Raw genomic sequence first — 14,089 nt, 5'->3', positions numbered from 1 at the left:
TGAGCGGAATCAATAGGATTCAAGTGCCATGTACCTCATCACCCTTGATAGCGAGACTGATTTTGACGGCTGGCGTAAAGCCGCACGCGCGCTGGCACTGCATCACATCGCCCCGGTGGACGTGACGTGGGACGTGCAGGGCCCAACCAAGGATCAGATGCCGCCCGGCCTGTCCGAAGCGCCGAGCCTGCCGCCGATCGAGATCGAGAGCACCTTCAACGTCCCGGCCAATTTCATCGAGCTTGCGCGCGTCGCGATCCTCAATCGCGACGGCGAACGCTTTGCGCTGCTTTATCGCCTGCTATGGCGGTTGAAAGCCGATCACGACCTCCTCGGACTGATGACCGATCCCGACGTGGCACTGGCCATGACGATGGCTAACGCCGTGCATCGCGACGTGCAACGCATGCGCGATGTCATCCGTTTCCGCGAGATCGGACGCGAGCAGAAGGCACATTACGCCGCCTGGTTCGTGCCGGAGCATCACATCGTCGCATTCGCGGCGCCCTTTTTCGCGCGCCGCTATGCCGACATGCCCTGGTCGATCCTGACGCCCGATATTTGCGCCCATTGGGACGGCCACGTCATCTCCTTCACGCCGGGGATCAGCCGGACGGAGATGCCGGCATCAAACCGATTGGAGGAAACCTGGCGCCGCCATTTCAATCCTGATCGGCCGATCGCAGCGGAAACATCCGACAAGCGCGCGAGGAACCTCCCGGAAGCCTCGATACTTGAACCTCTGCTCGCCGATGCCGAACGCTGGACCGGCGGACGGACCACCCTGCGTCCCGAGGCCTCCATGCCACGCAAACCCGCCGCCGATGATCTCGAAACGCTCCGCGAGGAAGCCGCCCATTGCCGCGCCTGCCATCTCTACAAGGATGCAACACAGACCGTGTTCGGCGAAGGCCCCAAGAGCGCCACCATCATGCTGGTCGGCGAACAGCCGGGCGACAAGGAAGACATCGCCGGCCACCCCTTCGTGGGACCGGCCGGGCAGATGCTCGATCGCGCACTGGAAGAGGCCGGCGTCGATCGCAGGAAGGTCTACGTCACCAACGCGGTGAAGCATTTCAAGTTTGTACCGCGCGGGAAAATCCGCCTGCACCAGAAGCCGAACACGCCGGAGATCCGTGCCTGCCGGCAATGGTATGAACGGGAACTGGCAGCGCTCAAGCCCAGCCTCGTCGTCGCGATGGGCGCGACCGCCGCGCAATGCGTGTTCGGCAAGATCACCCCGATCGGCAAGAACCGCGGCCGGCTGATCGACCTCGCCGACGGCCGCAAGGCGCTGGTGACGGTGCATCCGTCCTACCTGTTGCGGCTGCCGGACCCCAAGGCCAAGGAGCTGGAATACCAGCGCTTCGTCGACGATCTCAGGATCGCGGCCGGATTCCGGGAAAAATCGGCACGAGCTGCGTGACGTAGCTCACGCTGCGCCGCAGCAGATACCGGTGGAGAAGCACCGTCATTTCAACTGCCTGTCACATGCCGCGCGCAAAATCGGGGCACAGGGACAGGAGAGTTTTCAATGAGTGACCTTGCTTTACCCGGCTCCATCGAGCCGGCCTTGCGGAGGGGCCCCGACCTCGACCGCGGTTTTCATCCGCTGACCGGCATTATTTACATGGGGATCATCGCCGCGGCGCTGCTCTTCGTCGCCTACAGCATCTGGGTCGACGTCGATGCGACCGGCACGCAGGTCAAGAGCATTGCGCCCTTCCTCATGCTCTTCGTCGCGCTGCTCATCGCGCTCGGATTCGAGTTCGTGAACGGCTTCCACGACACCGCCAATGCGGTCGCAACCGTCATCTACACTCGCTCGCTGCCCGCCCACATCGCCGTGGTCTGGTCCGGCATGTTCAACCTGTTCGGCGTGCTGCTGTCATCGGGCGCAGTCGCGTTCGGCATCGTCTCGCTGCTGCCGGTGGAGTTGATCCTCCAGGTCGGCTCGAGCGCCGGCTTCGCCATGGTGTTCGCACTTCTGATCGCAGCGATCATCTGGAACGTTGGCACGTGGTATTTCGGCCTGCCGGCGTCGAGCTCGCACACGCTGATCGGCTCGATCATGGGCGTCGGCATCATGAACGCGGTCCTGCATGGCCGCAGCGGCACCTCGGGCGTTGACTGGACCCAGGCCACCAATATCGGCAAGGCGCTGCTGCTGTCGCCGCTGTTCGGCTTCGCGCTCGCCGCCGGCCTGCTCCTGATCCTGCGTACCGTGCTGTTGCGTGCAACGCCCGCTCTGTTCGGCGAGCCGAAGGGCGATCAGCCGCCGCCGTGGTGGATCCGCGGCATCCTGATCCTTACCTGCACACTGGTGAGCTTCTTCCACGGCTCCAATGACGGCCAGAAGGGCATGGGCCTGATCATGCTGATCCTGATCGGCACCGTGCCGACGGCCTATGCGCTCAACCGCGCGCTGCCGGCGAGCCAGATCGAGGCGTTCACCGCGAACTCGGAGGCCGCGAGCAGGGTGATCGAGGCCAAGGCTGCCGGCTACAACGTGATCGGCAACCCGCGCCCCGCGGTGACCAACTACGTCGCTCAACACGAGGTCAACGGCGGCACGTTCCCGTCGCTCGCTGTGCTCGTGCGTGACATCGCAAAGCAGGTTACCACCTACGGATCGCTGGCGAAGGTGCCGGCGGAACTCGTCGGCAACACCCGCAACGACATGTACCTCGTCTCGGAAGCGATCCGTTTCCTGATGAAGGACAAGGAGGCCGAGCTCAGCGCCGACGACGTCGCCGTGCTCACCGCCTACAAGGGCTCGCTCGATAGCGCCACGAAGTTCATCCCCGGCTGGGTGAAGATCGTGGTCGCCATCGCGCTTGGCCTCGGCACCATGGTCGGCTGGAAGCGCATCGTCGTCACGGTCGGCGAGAAGATCGGCAAGACGCACCTGACCTACGCGCAAGGCGCCTGCGCCGAGATCACCGCAGCCGCCACCATTGCCGCCGCCGACGTCTACGGCCTGCCGGTCTCGACCACGCACGTGCTGTCATCCGGCATCGCCGGCACCATGGCGGCAAACGGCTCCGGTCTGCAATGGGCGACGATCCGCAACATCGCAATGGCCTGGGTGCTGACGCTGCCGGCCGCGATGATCATCTCGGGCGTGCTGTACTACGTCTTCTCGCGCGTGTTCTGAAGACACATCCGGGTCCACCGTCAATCCACGAGCAAGGCCCGCGCCAGTTGGCGCGGGCCTTGTGCTTTGCCCGGCATCAAGGTGCAAAATTACCTGTCGCCGCAACTACATCTTCAGATTGTAAACCGTCCTCGCGCAGGCTTACAATGCGCGCTGATCCATGGCCGGGCGGCCCAGCTGGCCGCCGACGCCGCATTGCGGATCGAACATTTTTTTTCGCGGGGTTGATCATTTCATGACCACCGTATCCGAACAGCCTGCTGCGACGATCGCACCGTCGCAAAGCTTTGGACCGACCGAGGTCAGATCCGAGATCAAGGCCAACGACGGGCCGCAGGTCGTGGCCGGAGAGGTCTGGTCATTCAGCGCCTGCGGCCGCTGGAAGGACTGGTGGATATCCTGCGGTCCTGAGGGCTATCGCAACTTCATCGCAGACATCTTCCAGATCGAGCCGCGCTTTGCCGGCCAAAACTGGTTCTGCCTGTGTGCCGAAATCGAAGGCACCGGCGAACGCTTCCCGATCGGACGCGGATGCACGCACCGCTTCCGTACATCCGGCAAGGTGATCCTCTATGCCAATGACCTGCTCAGCAAGTACGGCAACAATCACGGCTCCGTCACGGTGACGGGCGCGCGTGGCGGCGTCGCCGTCAGCAACGCCGATACTGATCCCGAGGCGTTCGAGGGGCTGACCGGGCGCTGGCACCTGATCCGTCGGACGTTCGAAATGACCCGCGGCATCGGCACGCTGGCAATCCTCGTGCTCGGAGCTTGCCTCATCCTCGCTTTGCTGCCGCAAGGCGTCGATCTCGTGCGTTCCATCGGCGATGACTCGCTCGATGCGCCCAAGCATCAGCTCATCGCTTTCGTGCTCGGCCTGCTGTTCCTCGGAATCCAGTCCTGGCTCTGGCCGCGGCTGCTGATCGATTTCAACTACGGCCTGGACCGAACGACGTGGCGGCCGAGATGGCTGCTCGAATGGGGGCCACGCGTATTGGGCGTTGCACCCTTCGTGCTGGTGCTGATCGCGCTGTTGCGCATTCCGCAACGACATCTCGGTCTGCCCTTCCTTCTGGTCGGCGTCGCACTGGGATTCCTGGTTTTCCTGATCAAGCGCGAAGACTGGACCAGGCGTTTTCGCACGGCCAACGAACGCATCGGCTTTGCGCGCTGGTGGGTCGGCATCTGCCTGCTGCTGGCGCCTGTGCTGATGGTGTTTGCGGCTCTCGCGCCGGTGTTGTTCGGCCACGTCCTCGGCGCCCCCGCGGTCGTCTTCATCGGCCTGGGCCTGATCATCCCACCGACCATCATCGCTATCCAGACGGGAGGCGGCCTTCGCCTGCCCATCGTGGCAAGTACGTTGCTCGCCGCTGCCGTGTTCAGTCTCTGGATGGATAACCACACCGTCGGCCGCCGGGCCTTCGGACGCGGTCCCGGGCCGCTTCCCGTCGCATCGCGGATATCGCTCCCCGAAGCCTACACGATGTGGCGATCAAAACAGAAGGATCCCCCGAAGGACGGCGCGCTCCCGATCGTGCTGGTCGCGTCCGAAGGCGGCGCATCGCGCGCCGGAGACTGGACCGCGGAAGTTCTGGGCGCGCTGCATCGGCTGAGCAACGGCGCGCTGGCACCGAGCCTGTTCGCGATCAGCTCGGTCTCGGGTGGCAGCGTCGGCGCGGTCGGCTACTCCGCATTTTTGCACGTCGATCCCGCCGTCGCGCCTGACCTGCTTGCGAAGACCCTGCCCGATTTCACGGGCGCGGATGCGTTGAGCCCAACGTTGACCGGCATGCTGTTTCCCGACTTGCTCCAGCGCTTCCTGCCGATCGCGTTCCTGCCCGATCGCGCCGAAGCCCTCGAGCGGGCTTGGGAAGTGGCCTGGAACGATAGCTGCCCGGTCGATCGGAAGAGCTGCACGAACCTGATGCGACAACCCTTCCTGACGCTCGGCCCCAAGAAGGATCTGCCCTGGCGACCCATTCTCATCATCAATGGTGCGAGCGAAGAGACGGGCCGGCGGATCCTGACGAGCACCGTCAATCTCGGCAACGCAATCGACGCGGACGACTTCCATGGGATTGCGGGCCGGGATGTCGCGATCTCAACCGCGATTCACAACGGCGCCCGCTTTCCGTGGATCAGTCCCGCCGGTACGTTGACCAGGGATGGCAAACGCCAAGGTCATATCCTGGATGGTGGTTATTTCGACGCCGCCGGCGTTGCGGCCCTCAGCGAACTCGCGCAGGCCATCGCCGCGCTGCCTGAGCGGACCGAGCCCCTGCACTTCATCTTCGTGTTCATCGGGTTTGAAGAGACCACGAAAGACTCGCGCCCTCCCGGCCAGCAACCGACGCAGCAGTCCCTGCCGACGGGCGGTACGAAAACGGCACCCGTGTCTGCCGAATCGCAAGCCGCGCCTGAGCAGCAGAGCAACAGCGCGCGACTGCTCAACGAGGTGCTCGCGCCGCTCACCGGCCTGTTCGCGAGTCGCACAGGCCACGAGGCCCACATCATGCACGCTTTCGTCGCGACGTCCGCTCTCGCTCTTCCGCCCAACGTCACGGCGGAGTTCGTTCCGCTCATGTTGTGCAAGGGGGAAGTGGACGGGCAGCCGTTCGAGCCCCCGATGGATTGGGCGCTGTCAGAAACGGCCCGCAAGTTCATTCACGGTGCACTCGGTCTCGAACCGGGCGCACCGTGCCTGCGCGATGGCGTATCGGCCAATGCCGAGGCGCTGAGGAAGATCGCCGGCGCAATCACGAGATGATGCCGGCACGCCCGCGGTCTTACGCCGCCAGCGTGCTCTCCACCAGCTTGATCCAGTAGGACGTGCCGTAGACGATCGCCTCGTCGTTGAAATTATATGCGGGGTGATGCAGGCCCGCGCTGTCGCCATTGCCGCAGAAGATGAAGGCGCCGGGCCGCGCTTCCAGCATGTAGGCAAAGTCCTCGCCGCCCATCAGGGGCGGCATCTCGTGCACATTGCCATCGCCCGCGACCTGCTTGGCAACCGTCCGCGCGATATCGGTCTGCGCGGCGTGATTGTTCACCACCGGATAATTCCTCTTGTAATGCAGATCGATTGTCGCACCGGTGATCTGCGCCACGCCCGCCACCACCTCGCGCACGCGCTTCTCGACGAGGGCGCGCACCTCCGGCGTCAGCGTACGGATCGTACCCTTGAGCTCCGCCGTCTGCGGAATGACGTTGCGGGCATTGCCCGCGTGGAACTCGCAGATCGAGATCACGGCCGAGTCCAGGGGATCGATGCTGCGCGCCACGATCGACTGCAGTGCCGTGATCAACTGCGCACCGACCAGTACTGAATCGATGCATTTGTGCGGACGCGCTGCATGCCCGCCGAGGCCTTGGATCTTGATGTCGACCTCGTCGGTCGCTGCCATGATCGGCCCCTGCCGGATCGCAAACGAGCCAATCGGAATGCCGGGGCCGTTATGCATGCCGTAGACCTGATCGATGGCGAAACGTTCCATCAGTCCGTCCTTGACCATGGCCGCACCGCCGGCACCGCCCTCCTCGGCCGGCTGAAAGATCACGACCGCATCGCCGGCGAAATTGCGGGTCTCCGCGAGATAGCGGGCCGCCCCCAGCAGCATCGCGGTGTGGCCGTCATGGCCGCAGGCGTGCATCTTGCCCGGATTCTTCGAGGCATAAGGCAGGTTGGTCTGCTCCTCGATCGGGAGTGCGTCCATGTCGGCGCGCAGGCCGATGGTCTTGATACCTTCGCCCGCCGGCTTCCTGCCCTTGATCAGCCCGACCACGCCGGTCTGGCCCATGCCGGTCACGACCTCATCGCAGCCGAACTCGCGCAGGCGATCCGCGACGAATGCTGCGGTGCGGTGGACGTCGTACAGCAGCTCGGGGTGCTGATGGATGTCCCGCCGCCAAGCCTGGATGTCAGGTTGAAGGTCGGCGACACGGTTCACGATGGGCATGGAGGATCTCAAGCTTTCGGTTGGGAATACAGGACTGTCTACCATGCAAGCGGCGGTCCACCTAACCGCTTCGGACATGGCCCTGGCCCGCCGTCATGCTTGGCCTTGTCCCGGCCATCCACGTCCGACTATTAAAACAGCGAGCACGTGGATGTCCGGGACGGATTCCCGGCATGACGATCATCCGGGTGGAAACAGAATGCCAAGGCGGCTCGAAGGTGAGTTTGACTACATTGTCGTCGGAGCCGGCACGGCGGGATGCATCGTCGCCAACCGCCTCACGGCCGAACCGAAGCACCGCGTCCTCATTCTGGAGGCCGGCGGCGACGACAACTGGATCTGGTTCCACATTCCTGTCGGCTATCTCTTCGCCATCGGCAACCCGCGCTCGGACTGGATGTTCAAGACCGAGGCCGAGCCCGGGCTGAACGGCCGCGCGCTCGCCTATCCCCGCGGCAAGGTGATCGGCGGGTGCTCGGCGATCAACGCGATGATCTCGATGCGGGGACAAGCCGCCGACTACGACCACTGGCGCCAGCTCGGGCTCACCGGCTGGGGCTATGATGACGTGCGGCCGCTGTTCAAGCGGCTGGAGGACCACTTTCTTGGGCCGAGCGAGCATCACGGTGTCGGTGGCGGCTGGCGCATCGAGGCGCCGCGGCTGTCCTGGACCATTCTCGACGCTGTCGGCGACGCGGCCGAGGAGATGGGCATCAAGCGCATCCCGGATTTCAACACCGGCGACAACGAGGGCACGAGCTATTTCCATGTCAACCAGAAGCGCGGCCGGCGCTGGTCGTCGGCGCGCGGCTTCCTCAAGCCCGCACTGAAGCGGCCCAACCTGCGGCTCGAGAAGCACGTGCTGGTCGATCGTCTCATCATCGAGCAGGGCCGTGCCGTCGGCGTACGCTTCATTCAGAATGGCGAGACCATCGAGGCGCGCGCCAGGCGCGAGGTGATCCTCTCGGCCGGCTCCATCGGCTCCGTGCAGGTGCTGCATCGCTCCGGCATCGGACCAGCCGACTGGCTGTCGCCGCTCGGCATCGACATCGTGATGGACCGACCCGGCGTGGGACGCAATTTACAAGACCACCTGCAGCAGCGCGCGATCTACAAGGTCGAAGGCGTCCGCACGCTGAACGAAACCTACTACAACCTGTTCCGCCGCGGCCTGATGGGGCTCGACTATGCTTTCCGTCGCCGCGGTCCCCTGACCATGGCGCCGTCGCAACTCGGCATCTTCACCCGTTCCGACGCGACGCGTGCGCGCGCCAACATCCAGTTCCACGTGCAGCCGCTCTCGCTCGACAAGTTCGGCGATCCGCTGCACCGCTTCCCCGCGATCACGGTCAGCGCCTGCAATCTCCAGCCGACCTCGCGCGGCACCGTTCGCTTACGCGCTGCGACGCCGGAAGAAAAGCCGATCATCGCGCCGAATTACCTCTCGTCCGACGACGACCGCCAGGTCGCAGCCGACGCCATCCGCACCACGCGCCGCCTGATGCGGCAGAGGGCGCTGGCAAAATATCACCCGAGCGAATATTTGCCCGGTCCTTCCGTCGGCGATGACGATGCCTCGCTCGCCAAAGCCGCCGGCGATATCGGCACCACCATCTTCCATCCCGTCGGCACGGCGAAGATGGGCGCGGCCAATGATCCTATGGCGGTCGTCGACGAGCGCCTGCGCTTCTACGGCCTCAGTGGCCTCCGCATCATCGACGCCTCGATCATGCCGACGATCACGTCGGGCAACACCAATACGCCGACCGCGATGATCGCCGAAAAAGGGGCAATGATGATTTTGGAAGATGCGAGGTAGCTTTGACGATGCTGCAGGAGTTCGGCCGCGACATCTGGATCGCAGATGGGCCCAACGTCGCGGTCGCTGGATTTCACTATCCTACCCGAATGGCGGTCATCAGGTTACCGGACGGAAGTCTGTTTGTCTGGTCGCCCACGAAAATCACCGAGGCTCTGCGAGAAGCAGTCGATACCGTCGGCGAAGTCCGCCACATCGTCGCGCCCAACTCACTTCATCACCTCTTCCTGCCTGAGTGGAAGCGGGCCTACCCGGGAGCCAAGCTCCACGCGCCTCCCGGCCTGCGCAAGAAGCGCATCGATATCAGCTTCGATACCGACGTCGAGGATACACCGGCCCCCGATTGGGCCGAGGTCATCGACCAAGTCGCGGTGCGTGGCAACCTAATCACGACGGAAGTGGTGTTCTTTCATGCCAGCAGCAGGACGGTGCTCTTCACAGATCTCCTCCAGCAAATTCCGTCTCATCTGCTGTCGGGGTGGCGGGCAACCGTTGCGAAGCTGGATCGCATGGTTGGGCCCGAGCCGTCGGTGCCGCACAAGTTCCGGATTGCGTTTGCCAACCGACGCGTGGCGCGAGAAGCTCTCACGCGCGTTCTCGCGTGGCCTGCAGAAAAGGTACTGATGGCCCACGGAACGCCAGTCGAGACGGATGCATCGGCATTTCTGCGCCGCGCATTTGCGTGGCTTAGCCCTTAAGCGGCAGATCTGAGGCCGCTGGACTTGCGCCACTCCCTCACGAAATCGTCATCGCTTCCCGGAATAAACCAGCCCCTTCCCCGATCACCTCCCCCGAAGCCCAATTCCGGGCGCAAGGAGAGGCGTGATGAGCGGACACGACCACGAGGACGACGGCGTCAACCGCCGCAAGGTGCTCGAATGCATGACCTGGGCAGGGACAGGTGTGCTCTGGACCATCACGGGCGGCGTGCCGCGCTCGCTTGGCATCGTCGATTCCGTGCAAGCTGCGGAAGCGCCCGGCATGACGTTCCTCCAGATCAGCGACAGCCATGTCGGCTTCGACAAGCCCGCCAATCCCAACGCGCTCGGCACGCTGGAGGAAGCCGTCAACAAGATCAACGCGATGCCGGCCAAGCCGTCCTTCATGATCCACACCGGCGACATCACGCATCTGTCGAAGGCCGCCGAGTTCGACAATGCCGAGCGCATCATCTCGCAGACCAAGCTGGACGTGCATTACGTGCCCGGTGAGCACGACTTCCTCGACGAGGAGGTGAAGTTCTATCGCGACCGCTACGGCCGCGGCACCAAGGGCCAGGGCTGGTATTCGTTCGATGCCGGCGGCGTGCACTTCGTCGGCCTCGTCAACGTCGTCGACCTCAAGGCCGGCGGGCTCGGCAATCTCGGCGCCGAGCAGCTCGCATGGCTGGAGGATGATCTGCGCGGCAAATCGAAGTCCACGCCGATCGTGCTGTTCGCCCATATCCCGCTCTGGACCGTCTATCCGCAATGGGGGTGGGGCACCGAGGACGGCGCGCGCGCGCTCGAATACGTCAAGGGCTTCGGTTCGGTCACCGTGCTCAACGGCCACATCCACCAGGTGATGCAGAAGATCGAGGGCAACGTCACCTTCCACACCGCGCGCTCTACCGCCTTCCCGCAGCCCGCGCCGGGCGCAGCCCCCTCACCCGGCCCGATGAAGGTCGAGGACGCAAAGCTCCGCTCCATGCTCGGTGTCGCCAGCGTCAACTTCAAGCAAGGCAACCAGCCGCTCGCCATCATCGATACGCCGCTCCAAGGTTGATTCAAGGCTGAACGGAAGCTGATCATGAAGACACTCAATCGCCGCGACTTCGGTCTCGACCTAGGTCTCGCTTTGGCCGCGGCCGTGCTGCTGCCCATTACCAACGCCCGCGCCGACGACATGGAGGTACATATCGACAATTTCACCTTCCAACCGGGCGAGCTCACGGTGAAGACCGGCACCACCATCACCTGGACCAACCGGGACGATATCCCCCACACCATCGTCTCGGCCGGCAAGTTCAGGTCCAAGACGCTCGACACCGACGACAAATTTGCATTCACCTTCACTGCGGCCGGCGACTACAAGTATTTTTGTTCGCTGCATCCGCACATGACGGGGTTGATCAAGGTTGAGTAACGGCTCAAACCAAGGCATCACCATCCTGCCCGGCCAGTGGATTGACGCTGGCCGGGCACGCGCGTCGAAAGCCGGCAACGGCGACAAGGCAAAGCGAGCGGCGATGTCCTCCATCAGCAACGATCCCGACAAGGCGCGGCGCTTCCGCGAAGCGACGCTGCCGTATCTGGACGATGTCTATACGCTCGCGCGCTACCTGCTGCGTGACGCCTCGGATGCGGAGGACGCCGTGCAGGAGTGCTATCTGCGCGCCCTCAAGCATTTCGACAGCTATCGCGGTCCGGCGATGAAGCCATGGCTGTTCGCGATCCTGCGCAACGTCTGCAACGCAGAATATGCGCGTCGGGCGCGCTCGCCCGCGGCGATCGAGGATATTCCCGAAGCATCCGACCAGCCGCCGATCTGGCGCGAAACCGAAGCAAATCCCGAAGCTGACATGCTGCGGACGCGCGATGCGACGGCGATCAGAAAACTCATCGAGGCTCTAGCCGAGCCTTTCAAGGAAACCTTCGTGCTGCGGGAGATCAACAACCTGTCCTATCGCGAAATTGCAGACGCCGTCGGCGCACCGATCGGCACCGTGATGTCCCGCCTTGCCCGGGCCCGCGCCATGCTGCGTGCAGCCTGGATGGCGGAAGAGGAGCAACCGAAATGACCTGCGACGAGGCAAAGCTTCTGCTTCACGCACTGATCGACGGCGAGCTCGACGCCGGCCATACCAGCGAGGTCGAGGCGCACATCGCGACCTGCCCGGCTTGTGCAGCCGAGCTCGCCGCGCAGCGCGAGATGAAGCGCGTGCTCGCCGATGCGAGCCTGCGTTACACCGCGCCCAGCGCCTTGCGCGCCCGCATCGAAGCCTCGCTGCCGCAGCCGCGCCAGCAGAGTCGCCGCGCGGTGCTGCGCGGCTTTGCGATGGGCTCGGCGGTCTCGGCGCTCGCCGCCACCGGCCTCGTCGCTATCGTGCTGCGCCAGGACGACCAGCAGCGCATCCTGTCCGAAGTCGTCTCGGCGCATCTGCGCTCGCTTCAGGCCGGTCATTTGACCGATGTCGTCTCCACCGACCAGCACACGGTAAAACCGTGGTTCAACGGCAAGCTCGATGTCGCGCCGCCCGTGATCGACCTCACCGCGCAGGGCTTTACGCTGGTCGGCGGCCGGCTCGACTATATCGACGCCCGCGCGATCGGCGCGGTGGTCTACCGGCGCCGGCAGCACATCATCAACCTGTTCGTGTCGCAGACTGCAAGCGCCGAGCACCGCCCGCCGAAGACCCAGACCATGCAGGGCTTCAACTGCCGCCGCTGGGGCGACCGCGGCCTGAACTTCTGGGCCGTCAGCGACATCGGAGCCGACGAGCTCGCGGAATTCGTCGACAAGTTCGAGACGGCGATGAAGGCGAATGTGGAGGGGTAAGGTTCTGCCGAACCACAACAACGTGGTTACTGCTGCGCAATCCTCTTCGAGGTCGTCTTGGCGAAAGCCAAGCCCATTACCACAGCATGCAGTTCCGTGGTTGGTACTGGCCCTGAAGTTCTACTGAGAGATCACGCGGTATGGGTCCTGGCTCTCGCCAGGACGACATGGTGCACTGATTGGCGGCCGCAATCCCGATCGCTATACGCGGCAAAGTAAACCGGCCTACGCCGACCGCCTCACCGCGTTGTCCACCAGCGTCTTGCCAAGCGACCAGATCGCGCCGGGGACCTTGTGGCTGCCGGCGATGACGTCGTCGAACGCCTTCTCGATCCAGTTGCAGTCTTCTTCGGTGATGGTGAGCGGCGGCAGCAGCTTGATCGTGTGGCTGCCGTGGCCGGCGACCTGCGTCAGGATCTTGTGGTCCTTGAACAGCGGCACGGTGATGAGCTGGCAGAACAGGCCCTTGTTGGCGGTCTCCAGCACGTTCCAGGAGGCGCGTAGCCGCAGCGATTTCGGCGGGCCGAACTCGACGCCGATCATCAGGCCCTTGCCGCGCACTTCCTTCATCAGCTCATAGCCGGGCACCATGCGCGTCAGCGCGAGGCGAAGCTCGGCACCGCGCTTGGCGGCAGCCTCGATCAGCTTCTCGGATTCCATCACGTCCAGCGTGGCGATGCCGGCGGCCATCGCGAGGTCGTTCTTGGAGAAGGTCGAACCGTGCACCACCGCACGGTCCATCTGGTTGAAGATCTTGTCGAAGATGCTTTTCCGCGTCAGCACCGCGCCGACCGGCACGTGGCCGCCCGAAAGTGATTTCGACAGCAGCACCATGTCGGGCTCGACGTTCCAGTGCTCGACCGCGAGGAAGCGGCCGGTGCGGCCCATGCCGGTCTGGATCTCATCGGCGATGAATAGCGTGCCGTATTTCTTGCAGAGCGCAGCCGCGCCCGGCAGGAACTCGTCGGTGGGCATGTTGACGCCCTTGCCCTGGATCGGCTCGACGATGAAGCCTGCGACCTCGCGCGAGGACAGCGCCTTCTCCAGCGCGGCGAGATCGTTGAACGGGACCGAGGTGCAGCCGGGCAGCAGCGGCTCGAAGCCGCTGCGGAAATTCGCATCCCCCGTCAGCGACAGCGCGCCGTAGGTCAGGCCGTGATAAGCGTGGGAACAATAGACGATGCCTGGGCGCCCCGTGGCACCGCGAGCGAACTTGATCGCGGCTTCGACGCTCTCCGCACCCGAATTGGCGAAGAATGCCTTGTCGAGATAGGGCACGTATTTCAGCAGCCGCTCGGCGAGCACGCCGGCGAGCGTCGAGACGTCGAACTGAACGAGATTGGGCAGATCCGCGTCGAGCACGCTCTTCAACGCTTCGCGCATCACCGGATGGTTGCGGCCGATCGCGAACACACCGAATCCGGACAGCAGGTCGAGATAGCGCGCGCCATCGCGGTCGTAGAGGTACTGCCCCTGCCCTTTCTGGAAGCCGACATCGTAACCGATGGTCTTGAGCACCCGAACGAACTGCTCGTTCAGGTGACGCGTATGCAGGGAGCTGCGTTGCGCCTCGCGGTCAGCAAAGAGCTGGGCCATGTTTGGATTTGGAGTGTGCATCCG

General features: G+C 64.1%; 11 protein-coding genes. 9 read left to right on the top strand and 2 right to left on the bottom strand.

Annotated elements, in window-relative coordinates:
- The first annotated feature begins 28 nt into the window (after positions 1 to 28).
- From ACV1FX_RS31130 to ACV1FX_RS31120, 3 genes are all read left to right on the top strand, one after another.
- The gene (locus ACV1FX_RS31130; RefSeq protein ID WP_473121362.1) at positions 29 to 1,426 is read left to right on the top strand and encodes a UdgX family uracil-DNA binding protein; all 1,398 of its coding nucleotides are present in this window, start codon (positions 29 to 31) and stop codon (positions 1,424 to 1,426) included.
- A gap of 108 nt (positions 1,427 to 1,534) precedes the next feature.
- Positions 1,535 to 3,157 carry an inorganic phosphate transporter gene (locus ACV1FX_RS31125; RefSeq protein WP_473121361.1) on the top strand — a complete coding sequence of 541 codons (1,623 nt, stop codon included), beginning with the start codon at positions 1,535 to 1,537 and terminating at the stop codon, positions 3,155 to 3,157.
- Positions 3,158 to 3,392: 235 nt separating this feature from the next.
- Entirely contained in the window at positions 3,393 to 5,924 is a 2,532-nt protein-coding gene (locus ACV1FX_RS31120; RefSeq protein WP_473121360.1) for a hypothetical protein, read from the top strand.
- A gap of 19 nt (positions 5,925 to 5,943) precedes the next feature.
- Here the strand turns inward: ACV1FX_RS31120 and ACV1FX_RS31115 are convergent, their stop codons facing one another.
- Positions 5,944 to 7,113 carry a M20 aminoacylase family protein gene (locus tag ACV1FX_RS31115; protein WP_473121359.1) on the bottom strand — a complete coding sequence of 390 codons (1,170 nt, stop codon included), beginning with the start codon at positions 7,111 to 7,113 and terminating at the stop codon, positions 5,944 to 5,946.
- A 199-nt stretch (positions 7,114 to 7,312) separates the two neighbouring features.
- Between ACV1FX_RS31115 and ACV1FX_RS31110 the strand changes: the two genes are divergently transcribed.
- The 6 genes from ACV1FX_RS31110 (at position 7,313) to ACV1FX_RS31085 (ending at position 12,469) form a co-directional block, all read left to right on the top strand.
- On the top strand, positions 7,313 to 8,932 hold the full coding sequence (locus ACV1FX_RS31110) for a GMC family oxidoreductase (protein ID WP_473121358.1): 1,620 nt from the start codon (positions 7,313 to 7,315) through the stop codon (positions 8,930 to 8,932).
- 8 nt (positions 8,933 to 8,940) lie between these two features.
- Positions 8,941 to 9,630 (top strand): DUF4336 domain-containing protein, encoded by a 690-nt coding sequence (locus ACV1FX_RS31105; RefSeq protein WP_473121414.1) that lies wholly within the window; start codon positions 8,941 to 8,943, stop codon positions 9,628 to 9,630.
- 127 nt (positions 9,631 to 9,757) lie between these two features.
- Entirely contained in the window at positions 9,758 to 10,696 is a 939-nt protein-coding gene (locus ACV1FX_RS31100) for a metallophosphoesterase family protein (protein ID WP_473121357.1), read from the top strand.
- A 24-nt stretch (positions 10,697 to 10,720) separates the two neighbouring features.
- A complete protein-coding gene (locus ACV1FX_RS31095; protein ID WP_473121356.1) occupies positions 10,721 to 11,056 on the top strand; it encodes a cupredoxin domain-containing protein in 336 nt (111 codons plus the stop codon).
- Positions 11,057 to 11,159: 103 nt separating this feature from the next.
- Positions 11,160 to 11,711, top strand: coding sequence for a sigma-70 family RNA polymerase sigma factor (locus tag ACV1FX_RS31090; RefSeq protein WP_473121413.1), 552 nt, complete (start codon positions 11,160 to 11,162; stop codon positions 11,709 to 11,711).
- Positions 11,708 to 12,469: an anti-sigma factor family protein gene (locus ACV1FX_RS31085; RefSeq protein ID WP_473121355.1), complete on the top strand. Its 762-nt coding sequence runs from the start codon at positions 11,708 to 11,710 to the stop codon at positions 12,467 to 12,469. Before ACV1FX_RS31090 ends, ACV1FX_RS31085 begins: the two co-directional genes overlap by 4 nt.
- Before the next feature lie 225 nt (positions 12,470 to 12,694).
- Here ACV1FX_RS31085 and hpnO read toward each other — a convergent pair whose 3' ends face one another.
- A complete protein-coding gene (gene hpnO / locus ACV1FX_RS31080) occupies positions 12,695 to 14,086 on the bottom strand; it encodes an aminobacteriohopanetriol synthase HpnO (protein ID WP_473121354.1) in 1,392 nt (463 codons plus the stop codon).
- Between the last annotated feature and the right edge of the window lie 3 nt (positions 14,087 to 14,089).

This window comes from Bradyrhizobium ingae (genome assembly GCF_055791185.1).
The sequence above is the reverse complement of the archived record's forward strand: the minus strand, read 5'-3'. Positions and strand labels throughout refer to the sequence as shown.

Excerpts from the sequence above, each read along its gene's own strand:
- ACV1FX_RS31130 (WP_473121362.1), top strand. The coding sequence starts at position 29 with ATGTACCTCATCACCCTTGATAGCGAGACTGATTTTGACGGCTGGCGT.
- ACV1FX_RS31120 (WP_473121360.1), top strand. The coding sequence starts at position 3,393 with ATGACCACCGTATCCGAACAGCCTGCTGCGACGATCGCACCGTCGCAA.
- ACV1FX_RS31105 (WP_473121414.1), top strand. The coding sequence starts at position 8,941 with ATGCTGCAGGAGTTCGGCCGCGACATCTGGATCGCAGATGGGCCCAAC.
- ACV1FX_RS31110 (WP_473121358.1), top strand. The coding sequence starts at position 7,313 with ATGCCAAGGCGGCTCGAAGGTGAGTTTGACTACATTGTCGTCGGAGCC.
- ACV1FX_RS31115 (WP_473121359.1), bottom strand. The coding sequence starts at position 7,113 with ATGCCCATCGTGAACCGTGTCGCCGACCTTCAACCTGACATCCAGGCT.
- ACV1FX_RS31095 (WP_473121356.1), top strand. The coding sequence starts at position 10,721 with ATGAAGACACTCAATCGCCGCGACTTCGGTCTCGACCTAGGTCTCGCT.
- ACV1FX_RS31090 (WP_473121413.1), top strand. The coding sequence starts at position 11,160 with ATGTCCTCCATCAGCAACGATCCCGACAAGGCGCGGCGCTTCCGCGAA.
- ACV1FX_RS31125 (WP_473121361.1), top strand. The coding sequence starts at position 1,535 with ATGAGTGACCTTGCTTTACCCGGCTCCATCGAGCCGGCCTTGCGGAGG.
- hpnO (WP_473121354.1), bottom strand. The coding sequence starts at position 14,086 with ATGCACACTCCAAATCCAAACATGGCCCAGCTCTTTGCTGACCGCGAG.
- ACV1FX_RS31100 (WP_473121357.1), top strand. The coding sequence starts at position 9,758 with ATGAGCGGACACGACCACGAGGACGACGGCGTCAACCGCCGCAAGGTG.
- ACV1FX_RS31085 (WP_473121355.1), top strand. The coding sequence starts at position 11,708 with ATGACCTGCGACGAGGCAAAGCTTCTGCTTCACGCACTGATCGACGGC.